This is a genomic window from Acinetobacter sp. Swhac1, from assembly GCF_013390985.1.
Lineage (GTDB): Bacteria > Pseudomonadota > Gammaproteobacteria > Pseudomonadales > Moraxellaceae > Acinetobacter > Acinetobacter towneri.
Map to the genome: position 1 here is coordinate 1 of NZ_JACASN010000014.1, position 22,576 is coordinate 22,576.

The 22,576-nt window shown below is 40.5% G+C and carries 24 protein-coding genes, 1 tRNA gene and 1 pseudogene; 10 read left to right on the forward strand and 16 right to left on the reverse strand.

Annotated features, from left to right (window positions below; genetic code table 11):
• Nucleotides 1-238: 238 nt before the first annotated feature.
• Nucleotides 239-532, forward strand: coding sequence for a hypothetical protein (locus tag HX743_RS08660; protein ID WP_228258776.1), 294 nt, complete (start codon nucleotides 239-241; stop codon nucleotides 530-532).
• Nucleotides 533-616: 84 nt separating this feature from the next.
• Here HX743_RS08660 and HX743_RS08665 read toward each other — a convergent pair whose 3' ends face one another.
• The gene (locus HX743_RS08665) at nucleotides 617-1,525 is read right to left on the reverse strand and encodes a DMT family transporter (RefSeq protein ID WP_096902732.1); all 909 of its coding nucleotides are present in this window, start codon (nucleotides 1,523-1,525) and stop codon (nucleotides 617-619) included.
• A 285-nt stretch (nucleotides 1,526-1,810) separates the two neighbouring features.
• On the opposite strand from HX743_RS08665, the gene HX743_RS08670 reads away from it, so the two are divergent.
• On the forward strand, nucleotides 1,811-2,356 hold the full coding sequence (locus HX743_RS08670; protein ID WP_004970127.1) for a glutathione peroxidase: 546 nt from the start codon (nucleotides 1,811-1,813) through the stop codon (nucleotides 2,354-2,356).
• Between the two features lie 324 nt (nucleotides 2,357-2,680).
• Complete coding sequence (locus tag HX743_RS08675; protein ID WP_178319011.1) at nucleotides 2,681-3,271, forward strand: hypothetical protein; 591 nt, start codon at nucleotides 2,681-2,683, stop codon at nucleotides 3,269-3,271.
• Nucleotides 3,272-3,350: 79 nt separating this feature from the next.
• On the opposite strand, the gene HX743_RS08680 is transcribed toward HX743_RS08675, so the two are convergent.
• The 10 genes from HX743_RS08680 to HX743_RS08725 form a co-directional block, all read right to left on the reverse strand.
• A complete protein-coding gene (locus HX743_RS08680; protein ID WP_004970132.1) occupies nucleotides 3,351-3,770 on the reverse strand; it encodes a F0F1 ATP synthase subunit epsilon in 420 nt (139 codons plus the stop codon).
• A 27-nt stretch (nucleotides 3,771-3,797) separates the two neighbouring features.
• Nucleotides 3,798-5,192 (reverse strand): F0F1 ATP synthase subunit beta, encoded by a 1,395-nt coding sequence (atpD, locus tag HX743_RS08685; protein WP_004970134.1) that lies wholly within the window; start codon nucleotides 5,190-5,192, stop codon nucleotides 3,798-3,800.
• A 29-nt stretch (nucleotides 5,193-5,221) separates the two neighbouring features.
• Complete coding sequence (gene atpG / locus HX743_RS08690) at nucleotides 5,222-6,091, reverse strand: F0F1 ATP synthase subunit gamma (protein ID WP_096902733.1); 870 nt, start codon at nucleotides 6,089-6,091, stop codon at nucleotides 5,222-5,224.
• A gap of 83 nt (nucleotides 6,092-6,174) precedes the next feature.
• Nucleotides 6,175-7,719 (reverse strand): F0F1 ATP synthase subunit alpha, encoded by a 1,545-nt coding sequence (atpA, locus tag HX743_RS08695; RefSeq protein ID WP_019837172.1) that lies wholly within the window; start codon nucleotides 7,717-7,719, stop codon nucleotides 6,175-6,177.
• Nucleotides 7,720-7,759: 40 nt separating this feature from the next.
• The gene (locus HX743_RS08700; RefSeq protein ID WP_004970141.1) at nucleotides 7,760-8,296 is read right to left on the reverse strand and encodes a F0F1 ATP synthase subunit delta; all 537 of its coding nucleotides are present in this window, start codon (nucleotides 8,294-8,296) and stop codon (nucleotides 7,760-7,762) included.
• A gap of 14 nt (nucleotides 8,297-8,310) precedes the next feature.
• Nucleotides 8,311-8,781, reverse strand: a complete 471-nt coding sequence (locus HX743_RS08705) for a F0F1 ATP synthase subunit B (protein WP_004970142.1) — start codon at nucleotides 8,779-8,781, stop codon at nucleotides 8,311-8,313.
• Nucleotides 8,782-8,820: 39 nt separating this feature from the next.
• Entirely contained in the window at nucleotides 8,821-9,066 is a 246-nt protein-coding gene (gene atpE / locus HX743_RS08710; protein WP_000424060.1) for a F0F1 ATP synthase subunit C, read from the reverse strand.
• 85 nt (nucleotides 9,067-9,151) lie between these two features.
• Nucleotides 9,152-10,027, reverse strand: coding sequence for a F0F1 ATP synthase subunit A (gene atpB, locus HX743_RS08715; protein ID WP_004970145.1), 876 nt, complete (start codon nucleotides 10,025-10,027; stop codon nucleotides 9,152-9,154).
• 103 nt (nucleotides 10,028-10,130) lie between these two features.
• Nucleotides 10,131-10,529: an ATP synthase subunit I gene (locus HX743_RS08720; protein ID WP_004970147.1), complete on the reverse strand. Its 399-nt coding sequence runs from the start codon at nucleotides 10,527-10,529 to the stop codon at nucleotides 10,131-10,133.
• Between the two features lie 172 nt (nucleotides 10,530-10,701).
• Nucleotides 10,702-11,541 (reverse strand): metal ABC transporter solute-binding protein, Zn/Mn family, encoded by an 840-nt coding sequence (locus HX743_RS08725; protein ID WP_178319012.1) that lies wholly within the window; start codon nucleotides 11,539-11,541, stop codon nucleotides 10,702-10,704.
• Nucleotides 11,542-11,676: 135 nt separating this feature from the next.
• Here HX743_RS08725 and HX743_RS08730 point away from each other — a divergent pair, with 135 nt between their 5' ends.
• From HX743_RS08730 to znuB, 3 genes are read left to right on the forward strand one after another with little or no spacing between them, the layout of a single operon-like run.
• Nucleotides 11,677-12,171, forward strand: a complete 495-nt coding sequence (locus tag HX743_RS08730) for a transcriptional repressor (protein WP_004970151.1) — start codon at nucleotides 11,677-11,679, stop codon at nucleotides 12,169-12,171.
• The gene (gene znuC / locus HX743_RS08735; RefSeq protein WP_131261255.1) at nucleotides 12,147-12,935 is read left to right on the forward strand and encodes a zinc ABC transporter ATP-binding protein ZnuC; all 789 of its coding nucleotides are present in this window, start codon (nucleotides 12,147-12,149) and stop codon (nucleotides 12,933-12,935) included. The genes HX743_RS08730 and znuC overlap by 25 nt, the downstream gene beginning before the upstream one ends.
• Before the next feature lie 3 nt (nucleotides 12,936-12,938).
• On the forward strand, nucleotides 12,939-13,739 hold the full coding sequence (znuB, locus tag HX743_RS08740) for a zinc ABC transporter permease subunit ZnuB (protein ID WP_167845687.1): 801 nt from the start codon (nucleotides 12,939-12,941) through the stop codon (nucleotides 13,737-13,739).
• An 8-nt stretch (nucleotides 13,740-13,747) separates the two neighbouring features.
• Here znuB and HX743_RS08745 read toward each other — a convergent pair whose 3' ends face one another.
• Nucleotides 13,748-14,188, reverse strand: coding sequence for a hypothetical protein (locus HX743_RS08745; RefSeq protein WP_178319013.1), 441 nt, complete (start codon nucleotides 14,186-14,188; stop codon nucleotides 13,748-13,750).
• Between the two features lie 59 nt (nucleotides 14,189-14,247).
• On the reverse strand, nucleotides 14,248-14,868 hold the full coding sequence (locus HX743_RS08750) for a LysE family transporter (protein ID WP_178319014.1): 621 nt from the start codon (nucleotides 14,866-14,868) through the stop codon (nucleotides 14,248-14,250).
• Nucleotides 14,869-15,027: 159 nt separating this feature from the next.
• Here HX743_RS08750 and HX743_RS08755 point away from each other — a divergent pair, with 159 nt between their 5' ends.
• Nucleotides 15,028-15,948 carry a Dyp-type peroxidase gene (locus HX743_RS08755; protein ID WP_178319015.1) on the forward strand — a complete coding sequence of 307 codons (921 nt, stop codon included), beginning with the start codon at nucleotides 15,028-15,030 and terminating at the stop codon, nucleotides 15,946-15,948.
• 37 nt (nucleotides 15,949-15,985) lie between these two features.
• On the opposite strand, the gene HX743_RS16365 is transcribed toward HX743_RS08755, so the two are convergent.
• The 3 genes from HX743_RS16365 to HX743_RS08770 all read right to left on the reverse strand — a co-directional run bounded on the left by HX743_RS16365 (nucleotide 15,986) and on the right by HX743_RS08770 (nucleotide 21,002).
• Complete coding sequence (locus tag HX743_RS16365) at nucleotides 15,986-16,225, reverse strand: hypothetical protein (protein ID WP_180168693.1); 240 nt, start codon at nucleotides 16,223-16,225, stop codon at nucleotides 15,986-15,988.
• A gap of 152 nt (nucleotides 16,226-16,377) precedes the next feature.
• A complete protein-coding gene (locus tag HX743_RS08765) occupies nucleotides 16,378-18,129 on the reverse strand; it encodes a glycoside hydrolase family 19 protein (RefSeq protein ID WP_178319017.1) in 1,752 nt (583 codons plus the stop codon).
• Complete coding sequence (locus HX743_RS08770; protein ID WP_178319018.1) at nucleotides 18,129-21,002, reverse strand: type VI secretion system Vgr family protein; 2,874 nt, start codon at nucleotides 21,000-21,002, stop codon at nucleotides 18,129-18,131. The genes HX743_RS08765 and HX743_RS08770 overlap by 1 nt, the downstream gene beginning before the upstream one ends.
• A 394-nt stretch (nucleotides 21,003-21,396) precedes the next feature.
• Between HX743_RS08770 and HX743_RS08775 the strand changes: the two genes are divergently transcribed.
• The 3 genes and pseudogenes from HX743_RS08775 to HX743_RS08785 form a co-directional block, all read left to right on the forward strand.
• The gene (locus tag HX743_RS08775) at nucleotides 21,397-21,624 is read left to right on the forward strand and encodes a hypothetical protein (protein ID WP_004970172.1); all 228 of its coding nucleotides are present in this window, start codon (nucleotides 21,397-21,399) and stop codon (nucleotides 21,622-21,624) included.
• A gap of 205 nt (nucleotides 21,625-21,829) precedes the next feature.
• Nucleotides 21,830-21,905, forward strand: a tRNA-Thr gene (locus HX743_RS08780).
• A gap of 362 nt (nucleotides 21,906-22,267) precedes the next feature.
• A pseudogene (locus tag HX743_RS08785) lies at nucleotides 22,268-22,525 on the forward strand (PAAR domain-containing protein); the annotation flags it as partial.
• Nucleotides 22,526-22,576 lie beyond the last annotated feature (51 nt).

The window sequence follows — 22,576 nt, forward strand, 5'->3', positions numbered from 1 at the left end:
ATTTACTTCGGATGCTAACTGATTTAGCACCTTGCAATGTTTGTCTTTTATGCGTAATTTGAGTGTCTGCAATGTTTGTCTTTTATGCGTAATTTGAGTGTCTTCATCCAATTATTTTAACAGTATTTTTCTTAATAGTGACTATAGTACAAGTATTTAAAAAGACATTTCGTGTCGTTCATATGATTTACTCCAGTCGCTTATATCCTCGTGCTGAACCACGAGGTTTTACGCTCCAGTGGATAAAAAAAAGCTCAACCATATAGGGATGGTTGAGCATAAAAAGGATGTGTATAAAAGCACATCCAGAGGGTTTGAAAATCTTGCTGCAAATGATATTTCACTGATTATTGAATACTGTGGATCATTTTCAGTACGTGAATTATGGAGTAATTTAGTCGACTATACAAATAGATTTTTCCTATTAATCCAAGACAAATATTCAATGAAAGATTCATCTTTTTTTCTTAACAATTTAAATTATCTTACTATTTTTACAATTATTTTAGAAAAATTAAAAAAACTGTCATAACTCATAACACTCAATACTGTATAAATTTTGAATAAAAGGCATTTTAAATACACCTTTATGTGATCAAAAAAACACCAATTAAACTCAACTTTTTGCTTGAATGTGTACGCGTGCTTTCATTTGTGCCAACACAATACCCGTTAAAATAATCAATCCACCGATACTGTGATAACTCCCCCACACTTCTGCCAACCAAAAATATGCAATGATAGCCGTGAAAACAGGCATCAAATTCATAAAAATACTGGTGCGATTTGGCCCTAAATATTGAACGGCCAACATCCATACCAAAGGTGCAATAATTGAAGGAAATATACCTGCATACAGCACACTTAAACCATTTTGGCTATTTAAATGATCCAAGCCGAACCACAAAATAAATGGCAGATGGTAAAGTAAGGCGAATATAATTTGCACATAAAGACTCAGCATGAGCGGCAATTTTAAATTCCATTTCTTTAAAAACACCCCATAAAAGGCGTAAAAAAATACCGCCAAAACCATGAGCATATCGCCCGCATGTCCTGTCAGCTGACTGAGTTGACGCAAATCTCCTTGTGCAATCACATACAACAAACCCGAAAATGAAATAATGCAGCCCAAAACCGCAAATCGTGTCGGAATGTCTTTTAAGATCAGCAATGAAACCAAAACCGTAAACATGGGAATAAACGCATTAATAATGCCCATATTGGTTGCAGTGGTGTAATTGGCTGCGGTATAGCTTAGACCTTGATACAGCACCAAACCAAAAGCACTAAGCACTGCCAACTGTTTCAAATGTGGACGAATCAACTCACGCTGCTGCCAAACTTTGGGCAATATCCACGGGGTTAAAATCAGAAAAGCAATCAACCAGCGATAAAAACTGATACTGACGGGTGAAATATACTCCGCCACATACCTCGTTACTGCAATATTTAAAGACCAAATCAATACCGCAATCAATGGCAATAAAATTGCCCAAAATACGCCTTTATCTGACCGTATCATGTATTCATCATCCTTGTTGTACCAAACAGCATACCTGCTGTGAAACCCTTTTCTATAACTGACTTGTGATGCAAAGTGCTAAAAACCCAGTGTCTATTTATGGCACTTTTCGCTCGATTTATCCATCAATAAAATAAAATGCAGATACGAATTACATTTTTCTGCGCAATATCACGGCTATGCGGGATTCCATCAGTGTCGTAAATTTCTTTGCTATAAAACTTGCTGTACCCAAAAATTACAGTTACAACAGTAGCGGTAAAATACAGATTCTAGGAAGCAACTATGCGCACTTCAGTTTATGACATTGCAGTAAAAACCAATCAGGGTACGGAAACCACATTAAATCAATATGCAGGAAAAGTGTTGTTGATCGTGAACGTGGCATCAAAATGTGGCTTAACCCCGCAATACGAAGGCTTACAGCAACTCTACGCAGCAAAACAGGCACAAGGCTTAGAAATTTTAGCCTTTCCATCGAATGATTTCTTGGCACAAGAACCGGGCAGCGATACAGAAATTCAGGAATTTTGCTCACTGAATTATCAGGTGAGTTTTCCATTGTTTGCTAAAATTCCAGTCGTGGGTGCAGAAAAACATCCTCTTTACACGGCTTTAACGCAAGCAATTCCTGAACGTATTGGTGAAGGCCCATGGTGGAAAGATTTGGTTGATTACGGCTTAACCCCAAATGAACCACCTGAAGTATTGTGGAACTTTGAAAAGTTTTTGGTGAATAAACAAGGTGAAGTGGTGGCGCGTTTTGCCCCAGATTTAACCGCAGATGACCCGCGCATTGTAGAAGCGATTGAGGCTGAATTGGCTAAATAATTTTTTATTCAGCAAGTTAAAGAGTTCTTTCATAAATTCTCTTTAAATCAATAATTCAGCTCCCTCATCCTCTTGCGGAATATATTCCTCATCCTGAGCCATATATGGCGCAAGAGAAGGGACTATCAATATCAATTCGACGCATTACTTATGATCATTTTTCTTTTATTAAAGAAGTGTAATTCATAGGAGTTTCTTTAAAACTCCTATTTTTTTTGATTTAGACAAAAAAATTAAGATTTGTTATTGCTTTGCAACAATCTGTTTTTTATTCATATTTTCGTTTTATATTCATTCTCAATGAGTACCAAAAATCACATGAATATGAAAAATGTATCTTCGAAGACACTACTTCCGTTTGCACTATTGAGTTCTGCCTTGCTACTCAGCGCCTGTGATCAAATGAACACGCCGCAAACGCAAACAACTAATCAAGATGATTCCAGCGCATCATCCAACAGCAATACAAACCCAACCAACGCTCCATTAAGCAGTGGCAATATGTTCTATATTGTGCGCGATGTGGCTGATCTACAGCTCAAAGCGGGTCAATATGTCGAACAACTGAATCAAACCAAGTCTGAATTGCAAACCGCTGTAGATGCGCAAGATCCACAACAATTACAAATTGCAGCGACTCAATTACAACAGCAGTTACAAGGCTTCAATCAAACACTAAGCAGCCTAGACTTAAAAACACAGGAAATTGATACCATCCGTCAAAACTTATTGGCTGCCAATCAGCAAGTTTTGGCTTCACCATTTTTAAATGGACAAGTCGATTTAAGCAAAGTGGACTTTAAGAAACTGGAACAGCAAATGGGGAGTATTCAAGCTGAAATGCTAAAGCTGGCGGGGATGATTTTACAGGGCGAATCGAATCAACCTACTGATACCACCAATATGGCATCCTAAGCAAAGATAAGACTTCAATTCCAAACAGTATAAAAAAAGCCACTCTTTCGAGTGGCTTTTTTCAATCTTAAACCGACAATTAAAGTGCGCGGTTTTTGATTTTGCGGATGGTTTCCAACTGTGCAGCAGTTTCTGCCAAAGCAGCCAAAGCAGCAGCAGAGTCCAAATCGCTCTTTTGATTGGCCAACAATTGTTCAGCGTGTTTACGCGCTTCAATAATTGCCGCTTCATCTAAGTTTTCTGCACGAACTGCAGTATCTGCAAGAATCGTAACAACATGCGGTTGAACTTCTAGAACGCCACCAGATACATAGATTAATTCTTCTGTACCATTTTCCAGCAGAACGCGGATTGCACCCGGCTGAAGCAAAGTTACCAGTGGTGCGTGACCCGGCATAATACCGAGTTCACCGCCAGCACCTTTTGCAATTAGCATAGTCACAGTGCCCGAGTACAAAGACTCTTTTACACTTACAACATCACATTGCATAGTCGCCATGAGAATCTCCTAAATTAGAGCTGCTAATTAAAGTTTCTCGGCTTTAGCAATCACTTCGTCAATACCACCAACCATATAGAACGCTTGTTCTGGGATATGATCGTATTCACCAGCTAGAAGACCTTTAAAGCCACGAATTGTATCTTTAAGCGGTACAAGTTTACCAGGCGCGCCAGTAAATACTTCAGCTACGTGGAACGGTTGAGAGAAGAAACGTTGGATCTTACGTGCACGGTATACAGTAAGTTTGTCTTCTTCTGACAATTCGTCCATACCAAGAATTGCGATAATGTCTTTCAATTCTTTATAACGTTGAAGAACGTTTTGAACTGAACGAGCAATTTCGTAATGCTCAGTACCAACAACTAATGGATCTAACTGACGTGAAGTTGAGTCTAGTGGATCGATCGCAGGGTAAATACCTTGAGATGCAATATCACGGCTCAATACTACAGTTGCGTCTAAGTGCGCGAACGTTGTAGCAGGTGATGGGTCAGTCAAGTCATCGGCAGGTACGTATACAGCTTGAATAGATGTAATCGAACCAGACTTAGTTGAAGTAATACGTTCTTGAAGAACACCCATCTCTTCTGCAAGTGTAGGCTGATAACCTACTGCAGATGGCATACGACCTAGAAGTGCTGATACTTCAGTACCTGCTAGTGTATAACGGTAGATGTTGTCTACGAACAATAATACGTCACGACCTTTACCGTTCTCATCTTTTTGATCACGGAAGTACTCAGCCATAGTCAAACCAGTTAACGCTACGCGTAAACGGTTACCAGGCGGCTCGTTCATCTGACCGTAGACCATTGCTACTTTGTCAAGAACGTTAGAGTCTTTCATTTCGTGATAGAAGTCGTTACCTTCACGAGTACGCTCACCAACACCAGCGAATACAGATAAACCTGAGTGCGCTTTAGCGATGTTGTTGATCAACTCCATCATATTTACGGTTTTACCAACACCCGCACCACCGAACAGACCAACTTTACCACCTTTCGCGAACGGGCAAAGTAAGTCAATGACTTTAATACCAGTTTCTAGAAGGTCAGTAGAAGCCGCTTGTTCTGCATAAGAAGGCGCTTGACGGTGAATTGGTAAACGCTCTTCAGTTGCAACTGGACCAGCTTCGTCGATAGGGCGACCAAGAACGTCCATGATACGACCAAGAGTCGCTGTACCTACTGGTACAGAGATTGGAGCGTTAGTGTTAGTTACGTTCAAACCACGCTTAAGGCCTTCAGTAGAACCCATTGCAATAGTACGAACTACGCCATCACCAAGTTGTTGCTGAACTTCTAATGTAGTTTCAGTACCGTCAACTTGGAGAGCGTCATAGATCTTAGGAACGCTGTTGCGTTCAAACTCGACGTCGATAACCGCGCCGATGATCTGAATGATACGACCGCCACTCATTGCTGTCTCCTCAATTCAAACTAATAATGTTAAACGGCAGCGGCACCACCAACGATTTCAGAAATTTCCTGAGTAATCGCGGCTTGACGCAGCTTGTTATAAATAAGTTGTAGGCTCTTGATCAGTTCACCTGCGTTATCTGTTGCAGCTTTCATTGCAACCATACGCGCAGACTGTTCACATGCGATGTTTTCAATCACACCTTGATAAACCATAGACTCGATGTAACGAACCAATAAACCATTTAACAGCTCTTCAGCTTCTGGTTCATAGATATAATCCCAACCGTATTGACGGTTAAGAGTCTTGTTTTCTTCAGCAGCTGCTAAAGGAACAAGTTGTTCGATTTTCTGATCTTGAGTCATGGCATTGACAAAGCCGTTTGACACGAGGTAAATGCGATCTAACTCGCCTTTATCGTACGCATCTAACATCACTTGCACAGAGCCAGATAACTGTTCAAGACTTGGCGCGTCACCTACGTTTGTAGTTGCACCAAGCACTTTACCGCCGTAGTTTTTAAAAAACGAAACCGCTTTTTGACCAATTAAAGCAAACTGAACTTCAATTGACTGCTCTTGTTGTTGCTGTACATGCTTTACAACTTTCTTGAACAAGTTAATGTTCAAGCCACCTGCCAAACCACGATCTGAAGACACGATGATATAACCAACGCGTTTTACAGGGCGTTCAATCATATAACGGTGTTTGTATTCAGGGTTCGCCTGTACCAAATGAGCAATTACACGGTGCATATTTTCGGCATACGGACGGCCTTGAGCCATGCGCTCTTGCGCACGACGCATCTTAGAAGCAGCAACCATTTGCATCGCGCGAGTAATCTTTTGCGTGCTCTTGATACTAGCAACTTTGGCGCGAATTTCTTTTAAATTTGCCATACGCTTAACCTAGTATTCGAAAGCCCTTTCAGGCTTCCGAAGGTTGATTCCGTGAACCAAACCTCTAACTAGCCAATGCTAAATTAGTAAGTTTGAGTCGCTTTAAAGCTTTCAATACCTGCTTTGATTGCAGCTTCGATGTCTTTGTTGAAATCACCAGTTTCATCGATTTGTTGCATTAACGCAGCATGTTCTGAACGGAAGTAAGAAATTAACGCAGCATCAAAGTCTACGATTTTCTTCACTTCTACGTCAGCCATATAGCCTTCGTTAGATGCATAAACTGAAACAGCTTGGTCAGCAATTGAGTATGGCGCATATTGTTTCTGCTTCATTAACTCAGTTACACGTTGACCATGTTCAAGTTGCTTACGAGTTGCTTCGTCAAGGTCAGAAGCGAACTGAGCAAACGCTGCCAATTCACGGTATTGCGCCAAAGCGGTACGGATACCACCAGACAATTTTTTGATGATCTTAGTTTGAGCAGAACCACCAACACGCGATACAGAAATACCCGCGTTCACAGCAGGACGAATACCCGCGTTGAATAATGATGTTTCTAAGAAGATCTGACCATCTGTAATCGAAATTACGTTGGTTGGTACGAATGCAGATACGTCACCTGCTTGAGTTTCAATAATCGGCAATGCAGTTAAAGAACCAGTTTGACCTTTAACTTCACCGTTAGTGAATTTCTCAACATAGTCAGCAGATACACGAGAAGCACGCTCAAGTAGACGCGAGTGTAGATAGAACACGTCACCTGGATACGCTTCACGACCTGGTGGACGACGTAAAAGCAATGAAATTTGACGATACGCAACAGCTTGCTTAGACAAGTCATCATAAATGATAAGCGCGTCTTCACCACGGTCACGGAAGTATTCACCCATTGTACAGCCAGAGTACGGAGCAAGATACAACATTGCTGCTGGATCTGCCGCTGCTGCTGCAACAACAGTTGTATACGCCATAGCGCCAGTTTCTTCTAGCTTGCGTACTACGTTTGCGATAGTCGATTGTTTTTGACCAATTGCTACGTATACACACTTAATGCCAGAGTTTTTCTGAGCGATGATCGCATCGATCGCCATTGCTGTTTTACCAGTTTGACGGTCACCAATGATCAACTCACGTTGACCACGGCCTACAGGGATCATGGTATCAACTGATTTATAACCAGTTTGAACAGGTTGATCCACTGATTGACGCCAAATTACGCCTGGTGCTACTTTTTCTACAGCATCAGTTAATTTTGCATCAATAGGGCCTTTACCATCAATTGGGTTACCCAAAGCATCTACCACACGGCCTAAAAGTTCTGGACCAACCGGAACTTCTAATACACGACCTGTGCAACGTGCTTTTTGACCTTCTTGAAGGCTTAAGTAGTTACCTAAAACAACGACGCCCACTGAATCCTGTTCTAGGTTCAGTGCCATACCAAATAAGCCGCCGTCGAATTCGATCATTTCACCGTACATTGCATCAGCAAGGCCGTGAATGCGCACAATACCGTCGGATACCATAACAATGGTACCTTCGTTTTTAGCGGTCGCGCTGGTGTCCAGATCGCCGATACGCTGTTTAATGAGCGCACTGATCTCGGATGGATTCAGTTGTTGCATTGCGCTATACCTCAATCTTTTATTAGTTCAGTCTTCGCAATTAAGCTAAAAGACGTGTCCGCATTTTTTCAAGCTTGTTAAGCGCAGAATCATCTATCACTTGGTCGCCTGCACGAATAACCACACCCGCAATTAACGCTGGGTTCACTTCTACAGAAACATTTACTGCCGCAGCGAAACGTTTTTCTAACGCTTGAGCAAGAATTTGTTCTTGTACAGAAGTCAATGGGAATGCTGATTCAATCACAACATCCACAGTATTGTTATTCTGTGATTTGAGCTGTTCGTATTCTGCTTGAATTTCAGGAAGCAAAGCCAAACGGTTGTTTTCAGCAAGCAATGTCAAAAAGTTTGACACTGCTGCAGTTTGGTCTTCACCTAAAACTTTGGCAAAAATACTCACCTGCTCAGCAGGCGTAAGCTCAGGGCGATTTAAGTAAGCTGAAAATGCTTCGTCTTGCACCGCAGCACTGAGCAAGTTAAGTGCTGTTGACCAATTGTCAGTTGCACCTTGCTCAGAAGCGTAAGCAAATGCTGCTTTAGCGTATGGGCGTGCCAACGTCAAGAGTTCAGCCATAATCTGCCTCTCTCTTAAAGTTTAGCAGCCAGCTGAGTCAGCATGGCATTGTGAGCTTCTGCGTCAACTTGCTGGCTAAGAATTTTCTCTGCACCAGTTACTGCAAGCGCAGCTACTTGTTGACGTAATTCTTCGCGAGCAGAATTGATTTCTGTATCAACAGCTTCTTTCGCTTGTTGACGAATACGCTCACCTTCAGCAGATGCTTGGGTACGCGCTTCTTCTACCAATTGTGCTGCACGACGATTCGCTTGTTCGATCAATTGAGCCGCTTGTGCTTTAGCTGCATCTAATTCAGCTTTCACTTGAGCTTGCGCATCGGCAAGATCAGCTTTGGCTTTCTCAGCTGCATTTAAGCCGTCAGCAATACGACGCTGACGCTCACTAATCGCATTGATTAGTGGTGGCCATACAAACTTCATGCAGAATGCGACGAAAATCGCAAATGCAATCGCTTGGCCAAACAATGTGAGGTTGATATTCATTGCAAATTCCTCAAATAGTGAATTTCGGAATTAAGCTGATTAACCTACAAATGGATTAGCGAAGATGAAGAACAAGCCAATACCAACACCGATCATAGGCACAGCATCAAGAAGACCTGCGATTAAGAACATACGAGTTTGAAGTTGTGGAGCCAATTCTGGTTGACGAGCAACAGCTTCAAGGAAGCGACCGCCTAAAAGACCAAAACCAATCGCAGTACCTAAAGCACCGAAAGCGATCAAGATAGCAGATGCAATTGCAACTAGACCTAAAGTGAGTTCCATGATAATTCCTCAGAGGTTAGGTTTTATACCAAATTAAGTTAAAAAATTGTGTGCCCAACCGCCCGATGACAGTTAGGCCATACCATTAATGCTTTTCGCTTGCCATGCTCATGTACACGATAGTCAACATCATGAAAATGAATGCTTGTAGCGTAATAATCAAAATGTGGAAAATCGCCCAAGGCACAGACAATGCCCACTGGATCCAGAACGGTAATAACGCGATAAGAATGAAGATTAACTCACCCGCATACATGTTACCGAACAGTCGTAGAGCCAATGAAACTGGTCGCGCCAAGAAAGTAGTCAATTCCAACAATAAGTTGAATGGAATTAAAAGCACTTTAGCAACTGGATTACTTGGGTTGAATGGGTTAAGTGCCAACTCACCAACGAAGCCGCCAACACCTTTCTCACGAATACTATAGAAAATAATTAAGAAGAATACAGAAATAGACATACCTAAGGTAATGTTTGGATCTGTAGTCGGAACAATTTTAAAGTAAACCTGATGAGGGTCCACACCCAGCATAGATGCAATCGCCTGTTGAGCTACATAAGGAATAAAGTCAACAGGGATTAAATCCATCAAGTTCATGAGGAAAATCCACACGAAAATGGTTAATGCTAAGGGTGCAATTAATCGAGACTTCCCATGGAAGGTATCACGTACACTTGAATCCACAAACTCGATAATCACTTCAATTACTGACTGGAATTTACCAGGCACGCCTGAATTTGCAGCTTTCGCAACAATCCAGAACAATAAACAGAAGATCAGACCAAGTCCGATAGACCAACCCATTGAATCCAAGTGAATAGCAGTGAACCCCATCTGTTGAGCTTCTTCAGCAGACTCAGCCAACTTCCATGAACCGTCTGGCATTTTGCCATAGGTCATATTGGTCAAGTGATGCTTGATATACTCGGTCGAAGTAAGGGCATGTTCTTCAGCAGCCATAAATCACACCTGGTCAATGTAAAAAAACTAATAGAACAAACGAACATCGCGTGCTGCTTGATATCTCGCCTATTCCTGAAAAACTTTTCAATTTTTGCTGCGTTTAGACTCGTTTTTGTAATCGTGACACCCAAAATGGCGCAACCCACGACATGCTTTGAACGAGCATAAAACCACAAAACAATGCCACCGGGGATAACGGCTGTACATTGCTTAAAATTAAAATGAATCCTACGATCACGATTGCAAACTTACCGAGCATTCCTCTATACATGTTCGAAAGAACCTGTCTGGACGCTCGTGCACCTGCTGCTCGAAACGACTGCCATGAAAAATAACAACTTGCCAACCAACAAACACTAGCACCAAGTGCAGCGCTTAAGGCAGCCGTTGAGTCTTTCAAGACCCACGCTATCAGGGCTGAAACTGGAATCATGAATGCTTGTAAGAAGACCAAAGCTTTAGCTAATCGTCGGTCAATCAAGCGACTAGTTCGGCTCATTTTTTTATCCACTCACAGCATTAATGCTTGACAAGTTCAACTGATGATCGTTTTTTATCGCAGGCATTATAGAGTTAGCCCCCTGAACATGCAATCGTTTCCCGACCTTAGTCGTGTTTTTTTGCATGTTTGTCTCGGAATTGTCATATTTCAAATTTGCTTAAAAAACGCATCATTTTCGTGCATTTAATACACAAGCCTTGGTTTGCTTGGCTAATTGCTGCCACGCTTGCACAAAATCATCTGCACCGCGCATGCTTTCATCGACCTTTTGAAACACAATTGGATTCAATTTCATATACTGATTTTTACTGGCATGTCCTTCTGCAAGTAGGCACATTTTTGGATTTGGTCGGTGATCGTTCAAATATTTAATTTGTGCGACTGTTGGCGCAATATGCGGATCATTGGTCATCGACCCAGAAAATTCTAAATTTAAGGCACGTTCTAAATATTGATAGGCATCGTGATAAGCCCAATATGGCTGTACTGCAGTTTGAGTCTGAAACTGACTTGCACTTTTGAATAAACTCTGTGCGAAGGCACGTGCGTTGTTCCAATAAGCATCGCGATGTTCAGGCATTTGCTGAGAACGTAACGCGGCAATAAAGAAGCCGATACGCACCGCATTGTTTGGGTCTAGCCAGACATGGCTGTCTACTGTATTTTTTAATGCTGCACCACGTTCTGAACGCTGCGGCAAAGTTTTAATAATGCCCGTATCTAATAAAGCAATCGCTTTAGGATTTTGATGTAATACACGTTCTAGCGGTGCTTCATGCGCCTTACCTAGCCAAATAATTAAATCCGCATCTTGGATGATTTTTCGATGTGCAGGCGTGAGCGATACATCATGCCCTGTTTGATCTGCCAGTAATAACGTGGGTGTTTCGATATTTTGCGTGACTTTTTGGGCAATCAAATAGATAGGATGGGTAGACACCACCAAAGCCTGCGCCATGCTGACAGTACTGCATAACGCTAAAAGACAGAAACTAAATAAACGAAACATTGCGGCATATCACGAAAAATCGACAAATGTTATAATATAACAAATTTATAAAAATACCTACGTATAATCGAAACTAATAACGCTTCATGCTAAGATTTACTGTCGTTTTTCTTTTAAAGTTCAACTGGGGTGGCTATGAGCTTATGTTCGCACGAGCATCACAATGCATTACATGGCGTTCACGACCATCACAATGTCGATCAACGTCTTGCCGAAGCTGAAAGTTTATGTGCGGCAACAGGTGCTCGTTTAACACCGCTACGTAAAGAAGTGTTGGAACTCATTCTCAAGGCATCTGCACCAATGGGTGCTTATGATTTATTGGCGAAAATTAAAAGTGAGTCTGATCGTCCTGCAGCACCGCCAACGGTGTACCGTACTTTGGATTTTTTACTGGAAAAAGGACTAATTCACCGTTTGACTTCAATCAATGCATATATTCCTTGCTGTCATCCACGTGAAGGACACCAAGCGGCTTTTTTGATCTGTACTGAATGTAAAGTCGTTAAAGAAGCTTCAGCGCAAGGTTTATTAGAGCAATTAGATCAGTTGGCAGCCTCTGACCGCTTTAGCCCGCATCACAGCATTATTGAGATTTCTGGAAAATGTCAGCAGTGCAACAGCAAATAACCACTGCACCGCTCATCGCCTTGCACAATATTCAGGTGCGAATAGATGAGCGCGATATTTTAAAAAATGTCGATTTTGAATTACATGCACGTGAAATTGTCACGCTAATTGGCCCCAATGGCGCAGGAAAATCGACTCTAATTAAAGTCTTGCTTGGCATTGTCAAACCAAATGCAGGCAAGCTCGTAAATGCTCGCAAATTGACCTTTTCTTATGTGCCGCAAAAGTTTAATCCTTCACACAGCTTGCCTTTAAGAGTGAAAGATTTACTGGCTTTAGAAAAATGCCCAGACGCAATTAAAGCAGAAATTATCCGCGATACTGGCATTGCCAAACTGCAAGATTCAAAAGTACAACAACTGTCTGGTGGTGAGCGGCAACGGGTGCTATTGGCACGCGCCTTATTACGTCAACCTGATGTTTTAGTACTGGATGAGCCGATGCAAGGACTAGATATTCAGTCCGAAGCTGAACTGTATGACTATGTGCGCAACTTACCCAGCAAATATGGCTGTGCGGTATTGATGGTGTCGCATGATTTGCAATGGGTCATGCAAGGCACGCATCGTGTGGTCTGTTTAAATAAACACATTTGCTGTAGCGGTTTGCCCGAAAATGTACAGCAACATCCTGAATACCAAGCTATTTTTGGAACCAATCGAGTGTTTTATCAACATCACCATGAACACTGCGCCCATGGCGATCATGCCGAGCCTTGTCAGCATGATTCACGTCCTCATATTCACCCTGAACCGGAAGCTTAACCCATGATGGATTGGCTACAATTGCTGTTACCTGCATGGATCATGGGCAGTTTATTGGTATTTTTGACCGCCCCACTTGGCTGTTTAATGCTGTGGCGACGCATGTCCTTTTTTGCCGATACGATGGCGCATGGCACTTTATTGGGTGTGGCAATTGCAGGCGCGTTAAGTTTACCTCTGTGGATGGGCGTGACATTCTTGGCATTATTATTGGTGGGTGTTTTGTGGATTTTACATGATCCACGGTTGCCGAATGATGCATTATTGGCGCTCTGCTCTGCGACCTTGCTCTGTTCAGGTTTGCTCTTTATTCAGCATATTCCAAGTTTGCGTCCTGAATTGCTGAGCTATTTATTTGGTGATTTACTCACCATTTCATGGGCAGATTTACCTGTATTTGCCCTAGTGATTATTGTTGCTTTAGCGGTGCTGTATAAATTTTGGCAGGCACAAATTCAAATCGCAATTGACCCTGATATTGCGGTTAGTGAAGGCGTGAATGCCCAATGGCAACGCCTGATTTTTATGTTGTTGTTGGCATTATTTACGGTATTGGCTTTACGTGCAGTCGGCTCTTTATTGATGGGCGCATTGCTGGTGATTCCCGCCTTAACCGCACGTTTATTGGCTCACTCGCCTAAACAAATGGTGATTTGGGCATTTATTGTGGCGCAAATTGCAGTCAGCGTAGGTTTATGGTCAAGTGCGGGCTTAAATATTTCGACAGGTTTAAGTATTGTGATGACTATGGCGATCATTTTTGCGGTGATTTTTAGCGTACAAAAAGTCAGAACGATGGCTTAGTTTTTCGTTCATGAGTATCTATATTTTTGTATTGCAGCAATGAGCATTACGACCAAAAGTGGCAGCATGTACACTATCCACAGTGCCATATCACTGTGAATCACTTGCTGTAAAAGACTCAGTTGCTGCTGAGCTTCTGAAACAGCATTCCAATCTATTGTTTGTAGATAAAACATTGCATGAATGGCAATCAACAACACAGCTGTGATATTAATCAACACCACACTTTGCCACACCGTATGTTTAAAATAAGTTTGCAAAGCGGAAAATACAAAAGAAAAAATCAAATTGATACTCAAATGTGCCATCAAAGCAATTGGCCAAAACACGCGATCTACTGAAAAGTGAATCGCTAATCCAATTGCAATTAAAGTTGAAAAACTCAAAAGCAACATGCTAATCCACCAATGTTGCCAATAACGTGCTCGCGGAATACCTTTTATTTTCAACGTATATCTCAATCTATTTTTTTATAATTACAACATACACTTTTGTTTAATTGAAGGCATTACTGATGCACCAAACTCAACAAAAAAGCAGCGCCTGCAAACAATGCAGCAAAAGTACGATTCATGACTTTTTGCTGCTTCGGTGATCTTAACAAACGTAAAACTTTAGCAGCCAAGCCCGTATAGCCCGCCATCACAATCAAATCAATACTAATCATGGTCAACGCCATAATTGCATATTGCGTCCATTGTGGTTTAGATAAATCTAAAAATTGCGGTAAAACTGCCAATAAAAACACAATTGCTTTGGGATTGCTCATATTAACCAGAAAGCCGTACATCACCAATTTTCCAGCAGATTTGCGCGTCAACTCATGCTGAATTTCAATCGACTGTGCAGGCGCTGCCCATTGCAAATACGCCAGATACAACAAATACGCCACACCAAACCATTTCACAATCAGAAATGCCCAAGGCGTTGTCGCAAATAATACCCCTGCCCCTGCGGCTACAATCGCAATTTGCAATAATAAAGCCAGTTGTAGACCAATCGCATTCCAATAACCATGTCGAAAACCATAACTCAAACCGCTCGACATCGAAGCAATCGCACCCGCGCCAGGTGAAACACTAATCACCCAACAGGCCAACATAAACGCAATCCAAACTTGATAAGACATATATCGCTGCTTTTCACAAGACAGTGCATTATATGATATTTCACTTAATCTCATGGCTAAAAACGTTGAATAAAATCGGGTTCAGGCTATTAAGCCTGCATGCAATCAGGCACAATAAAGTCAACTTTATAGAAAACAACAAATTTTCAGGAGCTATACATGACTGCCCAATCTGTAATTTTGCCACTACCTTCAGATCATGCTCGCTTTCTTGTACTTCGTTTAAAAGACTTAAGCATTACTGAGTTAAAAGAAAAATTGGCTGACTTGTTTAGCACACGGGATCGTTTGATTACCCAACATCCACATGCCCAAATTAAAACTGGCGTTGCTTTTAGTCCTGAACTTTGGGCACAACTCTATGAGCAATCTCCAGATGGTTTTAAACAATTACAACCGATTCAAGGGGCGTACCCAATGCCTGTCGTGCCTGCCGATGTGATTATTCATCTCGCGAGTGCCCGTTCAGATATTTGCTTTTCGCTCAGTCAGGCCTTTTTTGAGGGGATCCAAGACAAAATTGAAGTGTTGGATGAACGGGTCTGTTTCCGTTATTTTGATGGACGCGACATGACGGGATTTATTGATGGTACCGAAAACCCACAATTTCCAGATGATCGTGCCGAAGTTGCACTTTTAGGGGAAGATGCAGGCGTGTTTGCCGATGGTTCTTTTATTTTTGCACAGCGCTATTGTCACGATTTAGAAAAATGGAAAAAGCTCAAAGTCGATGCCCAAGAACACGTGATTGGACGCACCAAACTTGAATCGATTGAATTAGACGAAGATGTACAACCTGAAAATTCGCACGTTTCACGTACAGTCGTTGAAGATGATGCAGGCGATGAAATGGAAATTTTGCGCCACTCTTTACCTTATGGTGATGGCAAGGGCGATCAGGGTTTATTCTTTATTGCTTATACCAAAGATTTGAGCATTATTGATGCCATGTTAGAACGTATGTTTGGTACTTCAGGTGATGGCATCCATGACCGTTTATTGCACTTTGTGACTGCCATGGATGGCGCATATTACTTTGCCCCAAGTGAGGAGCTGCTAGAAGAAGTTTTGGAAGGTTAAGATAAAGAGGCCGACGAGAGTCGGCTTCTTGATTTTATTAAATGCAATTAATACCCTTTGCATCTAAATTTATTTTATTAAAAACTGTTGTCTTTTTAGTTTTTAAATTTAAATATTCTGCTTCATACAAGATATAGCCTTGTGACATAAACCTGTATTGTCCATTCACTTTATTGTCAATAATCTCTTGTACTGTCCTATAAATTTCAGGCTTGGCGTTATCCCCCATATCCACTTCTTCAATCCTTAAAGTCGTAGATAGTTCAATTTTTTTCATGAATGGATAATACATAATTGAATTTATATTAGGATATTCACTAGGCACCAATAGAACAGATTTGCTACCACTACTAAAACAATAGTAATCTTTTTCTGAAGAATAAACCTGTGTACAAGAAACTAAAATAAATAACAAAATAAAGAAAATTCTCATAATTCTTTTAACCTTTTTTCAGCAAATAATTTCGCAGCATTCGCCGTATAACCATAACGCTTTCGACTCACTATCTGCCCACCTTCTTTTTTAGTACCAAATGGAAAGGTTGTCGTTTTAGTCATTTCAAGAAAACGCATATATCCTTTTTTTGCTTCGTTTAAATTTTTAATTTTTCCCTTTTTTTTACCTAGTGGATCATTCCATAGTCCCCAACCAAAGCTTTCACCACTTTTATTCTGCGCAATAGAACTTTCCTCAAAACTCAAATATGAGTCCAACGTGGCTATTATTTTTTTATTAAGATATCCACATTCTTTAATATTGAAAGCGGAAATAGCTCTTTTTAAGTAGTTCTCTCTATCATCGAAACCATTATATCCCCCATTAATTAAAGAGCATGTGGCTATCAAATCATTATTTAGTGCATAAGGAGTTAAGCCACCTGATTTAGAATGAAGCCAATACCACACCGCCGAACCTACCGCATGTTTTTTCTCCGTAGCAATACGTACTTTATTGGCTCCTAGAAAGTTCTCATTAATAGCTTTACCATATCCCTCATAATTTGATTTATAGGTAATTTGCATTAGGCCCCTACCTTTATATCCATCATAAACCTCACTTTCCGACTTTCCTCCTAGCCCTTCCTCCATAAGTCTATAACCCGCAGTTTCATGTAATGTATGTGCGATAAAATGTGCTTTTTCTAAACACCTATTCATACTTAATTTTTTAAATTGTTGATTCAAATCATTTAAAAAACTTAATGCAGTCGAAGTATTTGTAATCTTCTTAAATTCTTCTACAGTGATATCTCTATTACAAGCACACTCTGCGTTATCTATTCTTTTATTTATGGTTGGCTTATCCTGATTAGTGTTACCTTTAACGACATCCACATCCAAAACCAATTTAACATTATTTTGTTTTAAGCTTTTTACTAAATAAGTTTCTGGGCTTAAAGGAGAGCCATCTGGCTTAAATACAGTAATCTGAATTTTCTCACCAACCCTGCTTTGAACAGGAATTTTTCCATTGGATATAGAAAGAATTTTTTTAGTTTGAGTACCTAACGCAACAATTTCCACTTTGGTATTTTCAACCACATAATCTTGATGATTACGATCCAAAAGACTTATGAATGTCTTACTTATAAAATTTTCATAAGGCTCATCTAGTTTAATTATGATTGGTGTTTGAGAGCCATTTTCTGAGTTAATAGTACTTTTCAGTACAAATTTATCTTCCAAATTCAAAACTAGAATTTCTATGTCCCGATTGGGTGAAGAAAGTACTTCTACAATTCCTTGCTCATCTGTCGTACGTTCAAATGAACTTTGTCTTCCTTTGGGACGAGATTTCACAGGGAAATTAATTAAAACTTTTTCATTACAATCTATGACTTTAAATAAAGTTGTGACAATTCCTTTTGAGCTAGGTGTAATTTTTTCTTTCCGATATTCTTCTATGCTTTTAGGTAAAAATACTTTTAGAGGATTGTTTCTAGAAGAAACAAGAGATGAGTTAAGCGTTTTAATCACAATATAATCTTTAGCATTAGGAGGCTTTGCCAAAATTTCTACAGTTCGATTAGGCGAACCTTGAAATATAAATAATCCCTCTTTATCTGTTTTTTTTGAATTTTCTCTTGATGAACCTTTATAACGCGATTTAACGTTTAAATTGATAACATATTTCCCAGAGGCATCATAAATTTTTGAGATTACTGTAACTAAATTACTCATTACTTAACCTCCTCTTCAGCATATACATCGTCCTCAGAGTTAATCTCCGTGACCTCATCCATTAGTTCATCTATATTGTCAAGATTCGATTCTTGGATCAGTTGTGTATATAAAGACGCGAAGCCTAAAGCAACAAAGTCTGTCGGTTGAGAGGTATAAAAGCGTAACGTACTCAATTGATTATTTTCATTTAATATAGATTTATTAGTTTTAATGAGCTTTCCATTCAATTTATCTAAAACAAAGATTTCTTTTTCTCCTGTAGAGGGCTGATTCCACTGATAATTAATTTTATTACTGAATAACGTTGGTGACTTAGGCAAGCTTATTTTTTCTTCAATAATCTTCTCCCCACCCTCAAAACAATGCTGTCCTGCTTTCGCCTCAAATTTAGCTGAAGTACTCACAAAAACACCTTTTGAATTAATTTTGATTTGTGAACCACCTGCCGTTAGCACAATTTCTTTTGGACTGGTAATTTCCACCCGATCTTCCGTAGAAATCAGCTTGATTTTCTGGCGTGCAATTGCATCTATAGCACCATCTTGTGCCTGAATTTCGACTTTACCCTTGGCTGCAAAAGCACGTATACCTTGCTCCGCTGCAAATAAACTGATTTTATCGCGTGCATGTGTAATCACAGATTTTTGGGTAGAAACATTAATACTGCCTGCGGCACTTTGATGAATATGTTGATCTGCAGAAAGGTGTAAATCTTGCTGAGTTGAAACTGCAATTGAGTTGGGCGCACAAAGAATCATAACCGCCTGCTTAAAACTTGCCGCTTTAGTTTGATCTTCTAGTTCAATTTGATTTAAAAATTCTTTGAGATGCTCCAGTGTTTCCAAAGGATCTGTTTGCTGATTTTGTGCCAACTCACTTAAGCCTTTGCTTGCCGCTAAACTAGACTCCAATTGCCTTTTGGCAGGACTCGCATCTAAATGATACGCTTGTGCCTGTGCTTGTGGATGAGTTGAAAGCAGTAAGCCTGCACCTGCACGCACAGCTCCCCACCGATCAGTTCTTAATTCAAAGCCTTCGCCGCGCCCAATTGAATCCTCCTGCCGCATTGGATGGCTCAAATATCCTAAATTCAACTGACTCGCAGCATGACTACTCTGCAATTGCGCACTGAATTGTTTGGTGGTGTCATTGAAGCGAAGTTGGTTAAACCCTGCACCACGTATTTCTTGTGAACGAATCCCGCTCAAGTATTTGGTATCGGGTAGAGTTCCAACTGTATCGAATTGTGTCTGTTGTCGTTCTGCCTCATGTAAACGTCCAACCACAAAAGGACGATCAATATTGCCATCAAAGAAATCCACCACCACAATTTCACCAATACGTGGGTGAAATCTTGCACCATAACCCTCACCTGCCCACGGTGTGAGTACATCCACCCACGCCGAATCGCTCTCATTGTCGTTGGCACCCGCACCACCATCATGCAAGTGGTCATCACTTCGGGTAAATAAAAACCGAACTTTAATACGCCCCCACGCATCTACATGCACGGTTTCATCCTCAGGTCCAACCACTTTAGCGCGCTGTGGATAAGCCACGGGACGATGCACTAATGGATTAAACTCTGGAACGAGCGCAATATGTCGTCGAATCAAATTCAATTGACAAAATTGTTGAGGATCACCCTCCAACGGTAACTGAAATGTCCACTGACTTTGTTGCAGCAGACTCAAAAAATGCTGTTGTAATTCAGGTGCTAAATTGTTTTGGTTATAAAACTGTTTGGACAGTATTAAAAACTCTCGTTCAGTTTGGGGATGTTGATCAATTTCAGCATGCCCGTGTAATTCAAACCAATACCCCACTTGCGCATCACGTAAATTACTTTGCGCGGAAAAATATTTTGCCTGCAAATCATAATACTGAGCCAATTGTTGTCCCAATTGTTCTAATTGTTCGGTACTTGCAGCTGTCACCTGATCTTGCCCAGTTAAGTCTTGCATCCACGCAGGACTCACGCACCACGCCTGTTCTAAACTTAAAGCTTCACTATTTTGTGTGCTACTTTGTAAGGGCGATGTGAACTGTACTGAATTTTGGTCCTGTGCCAAAAGATCGGGTTGCCAGCGTTGTAACTGTACTTCAGTGGGTTGCAGGTTACGCTGTGCCATCCAAGTGTAAATGCTATCCCGCTGCTCGATTGCACTTGTACGCTGAAATGCCACTCGTCTACGTTTTAAGGGCTGATAATGACTATTCTGCTCAATCAGTCTTAATTTTTGTGTATCCATAGGCGTTAAAAAATGCTCAACCCAAGGTTGTTTTTCATCCACCAACCAATTGATGCCTTCGCTACGCCACAAACGGGTTAAAAACTCATAATCGCTTTCGTTGGATTGTATGATGAGAGGTCGAATTGCATAACGCTGACTGAGACCACTTAAATCTAAACTTAAACTTGCAGCAAATAATGCACTGCGGTCTTGCCATTCTTTAAACAGAATTTCACTCACCTCCACCACAGTTTTATTCATAAATACCCGACTGTTGCGGCGTTTATGCCACAAAGCCGTTGCATCCTGAATCTGCAATTTATAGAGACTGAGCGTGCCATCACTTTGCCCTTGCGCTGCTGCAGTAATAATGCCGCTATGTCGAAATAATTCGCCTTGATCGGTGAGTTGATCTACAGCCACCCGACTGCCAATAAATTGTTTCAACGGCAAATTTGCATGCGGTGAGAGGCATAAGACATCCATCTGCAAACCTTGGTTGATGGCATGCTGACCATAAACGCACTGCAAAAAGACCTGATGATTTAAGGCTGAATTAGAAAACTGGATATGAATTGTGCGGTGTTGAGGGCTTAAGCCAAATTTTTCTAATACAGCAAAGAGTGAACTTTGCATTGTTATTATCGTTGCTATTTTTATAGTGGCGCTATTCTAATCAGCAACTTGGCAATTATCTAGAGCGTAAAATGGATAAAGCGATAAACGGAATTTGCAGTTAAGACCATCTCCATCGCCAATTTTGATAATCCTCAATCCCTCTATTGATGAAAAATCAACAAACATAACACATTGCGTTACTCTGCAGTCAAGACAATCTTCAATCGCTATGCTACAACTGAGTTATGCCGTCAAAAAAGGAGAGGTGAAGAAATTTATTGTTTTTTATCAAAACCTTTTTTTATTTTTATTTCGTCATCTCAGCTTTCTACATAAAAGGGTCATCATTAAGCTTTAGCATAATAAAAGCATGCAAATGCCTTACATATATAACTGCTATTCGGGAGCGAACATGAATAACAGCCAAAATTATGTCAAACAAATTAAAAATGCTAAACGTGGAGGATATACGCCTACCATCGCCAAAGACATCAACAAACATAAGATTCAAAAAGCCATTCGCCTAATTGAACAATGGAGAACGCTCGCAAATGAACTCAAACCACAAATGCAACTTGATATGGCCTTTACCTTAGAAGAATGTGCACAGGATTTAGATCGCATCTTAAGAAATAAATAATCGCTTTTCACACTTCATTTCAAGTTATTTTCTTCAATGAGCCCACCCGCTGGGCTCATTTCATACAAAACCTTCTATGTGATTTCCTCGTTTGTAACGCGCCAAAATACTGTGTACAAAATCTTCAAAAACTCTATGCCCTGCATTAAACGGTTACTTTTTGGCTTGCGCACACGTAAAAATTCTGTAAAATTCTCTACACAACGCCGGCATAGCTCAGTTGGTAGAGCAACTGACTTGTAATCAGTAGGTCCACAGTTCGAATCCGTGTGCCGGCACCATATTAAACCTCATAAGTTTTTAATTTATGAGGTTTTTTGTTTCTATAAACGTATATTTTTATCTTCCTCATGCTGCTCGAATCTCCAATTTATTTAGGGCTTCGATGTATCTGCAAAACTTCAATTGCAATACAAGATTGTGACTTTTCACTTGTTAAATGTATTTTATGATTTAGAATGCTGTACACATATTTCAGATCGTATTTTTATATTGATGGTCTATTTTGTTGATGTTTCATCCATATAAACTGACATTTAAAAATATTTTTGTGAATTAAAATAAAAATTTAAAATTATAAGTCTTAGAAAATTGAGTATTAAAACAATGCTTCTCTAAAATTTTCCAGTTTAAGGAAGACCTCATGGCTCAAAGCTTTGCAACGCATCATTCCATGACCAATCATGGTGGAATCATCCTTGCCAACCAAATGCGTGTTTCTCAAATGGGAAATTTATTTTTAGTGGCGGGTGATGGACATTTCTGCCCTCAGTGCCAACGTTGGTCCACGATTATAAAAAGTCACGATCATATTCTTTTTGATGATAAAGCCGTGGCTTATGTCGGAGATCAATTGACGTGTGGCGCAAAAATTTTACCGAAGCAGTTTCATGTGGTGGGTAGGATTTAAAGCTAAGCATGGACAACTAAACACCGAAAAATCCCATCATCT

Excerpts from the sequence above, each read along its gene's own strand:
- HX743_RS08665 (WP_096902732.1), bottom strand. The coding sequence starts at position 1,525 with ATGATACGGTCAGATAAAGGCGTATTTTGGGCAATTTTATTGCCATTG.
- HX743_RS08670 (WP_004970127.1), top strand. The coding sequence starts at position 1,811 with ATGCGCACTTCAGTTTATGACATTGCAGTAAAAACCAATCAGGGTACG.
- HX743_RS08675 (WP_178319011.1), top strand. The coding sequence starts at position 2,681 with ATGAAAAATGTATCTTCGAAGACACTACTTCCGTTTGCACTATTGAGT.
- HX743_RS08680 (WP_004970132.1), bottom strand. The coding sequence starts at position 3,770 with ATGGCGACTATGCAATGTGATGTTGTAAGTGTAAAAGAGTCTTTGTAC.
- atpD (WP_004970134.1), bottom strand. The coding sequence starts at position 5,192 with ATGAGTGGCGGTCGTATCATTCAGATCATCGGCGCGGTTATCGACGTC.
- atpG (WP_096902733.1), bottom strand. The coding sequence starts at position 6,091 with ATGGCAAATTTAAAAGAAATTCGCGCCAAAGTTGCTAGTATCAAGAGC.
- atpA (WP_019837172.1), bottom strand. The coding sequence starts at position 7,719 with ATGCAACAACTGAATCCATCCGAGATCAGTGCGCTCATTAAACAGCGT.
- HX743_RS08700 (WP_004970141.1), bottom strand. The coding sequence starts at position 8,296 with ATGGCTGAACTCTTGACGTTGGCACGCCCATACGCTAAAGCAGCATTT.
- HX743_RS08705 (WP_004970142.1), bottom strand. The coding sequence starts at position 8,781 with ATGAATATCAACCTCACATTGTTTGGCCAAGCGATTGCATTTGCGATT.
- atpE (WP_000424060.1), bottom strand. The coding sequence starts at position 9,066 with ATGGAACTCACTTTAGGTCTAGTTGCAATTGCATCTGCTATCTTGATC.
- atpB (WP_004970145.1), bottom strand. The coding sequence starts at position 10,027 with ATGGCTGCTGAAGAACATGCCCTTACTTCGACCGAGTATATCAAGCAT.
- HX743_RS08720 (WP_004970147.1), bottom strand. The coding sequence starts at position 10,529 with ATGAGCCGAACTAGTCGCTTGATTGACCGACGATTAGCTAAAGCTTTG.
- HX743_RS08725 (WP_178319012.1), bottom strand. The coding sequence starts at position 11,541 with ATGTTTCGTTTATTTAGTTTCTGTCTTTTAGCGTTATGCAGTACTGTC.
- HX743_RS08730 (WP_004970151.1), top strand. The coding sequence starts at position 11,677 with ATGAGCTTATGTTCGCACGAGCATCACAATGCATTACATGGCGTTCAC.
- znuC (WP_131261255.1), top strand. The coding sequence starts at position 12,147 with ATGTCAGCAGTGCAACAGCAAATAACCACTGCACCGCTCATCGCCTTG.
- znuB (WP_167845687.1), top strand. The coding sequence starts at position 12,939 with ATGATGGATTGGCTACAATTGCTGTTACCTGCATGGATCATGGGCAGT.
- HX743_RS08750 (WP_178319014.1), bottom strand. The coding sequence starts at position 14,868 with ATGTCTTATCAAGTTTGGATTGCGTTTATGTTGGCCTGTTGGGTGATT.
- HX743_RS08755 (WP_178319015.1), top strand. The coding sequence starts at position 15,028 with ATGACTGCCCAATCTGTAATTTTGCCACTACCTTCAGATCATGCTCGC.
- HX743_RS16365 (WP_180168693.1), bottom strand. The coding sequence starts at position 16,225 with ATGAAAAAAATTGAACTATCTACGACTTTAAGGATTGAAGAAGTGGAT.
- HX743_RS08765 (WP_178319017.1), bottom strand. The coding sequence starts at position 18,129 with ATGAGTAATTTAGTTACAGTAATCTCAAAAATTTATGATGCCTCTGGG.
- HX743_RS08770 (WP_178319018.1), bottom strand. The coding sequence starts at position 21,002 with ATGCAAAGTTCACTCTTTGCTGTATTAGAAAAATTTGGCTTAAGCCCT.
- HX743_RS08775 (WP_004970172.1), top strand. The coding sequence starts at position 21,397 with ATGAATAACAGCCAAAATTATGTCAAACAAATTAAAAATGCTAAACGT.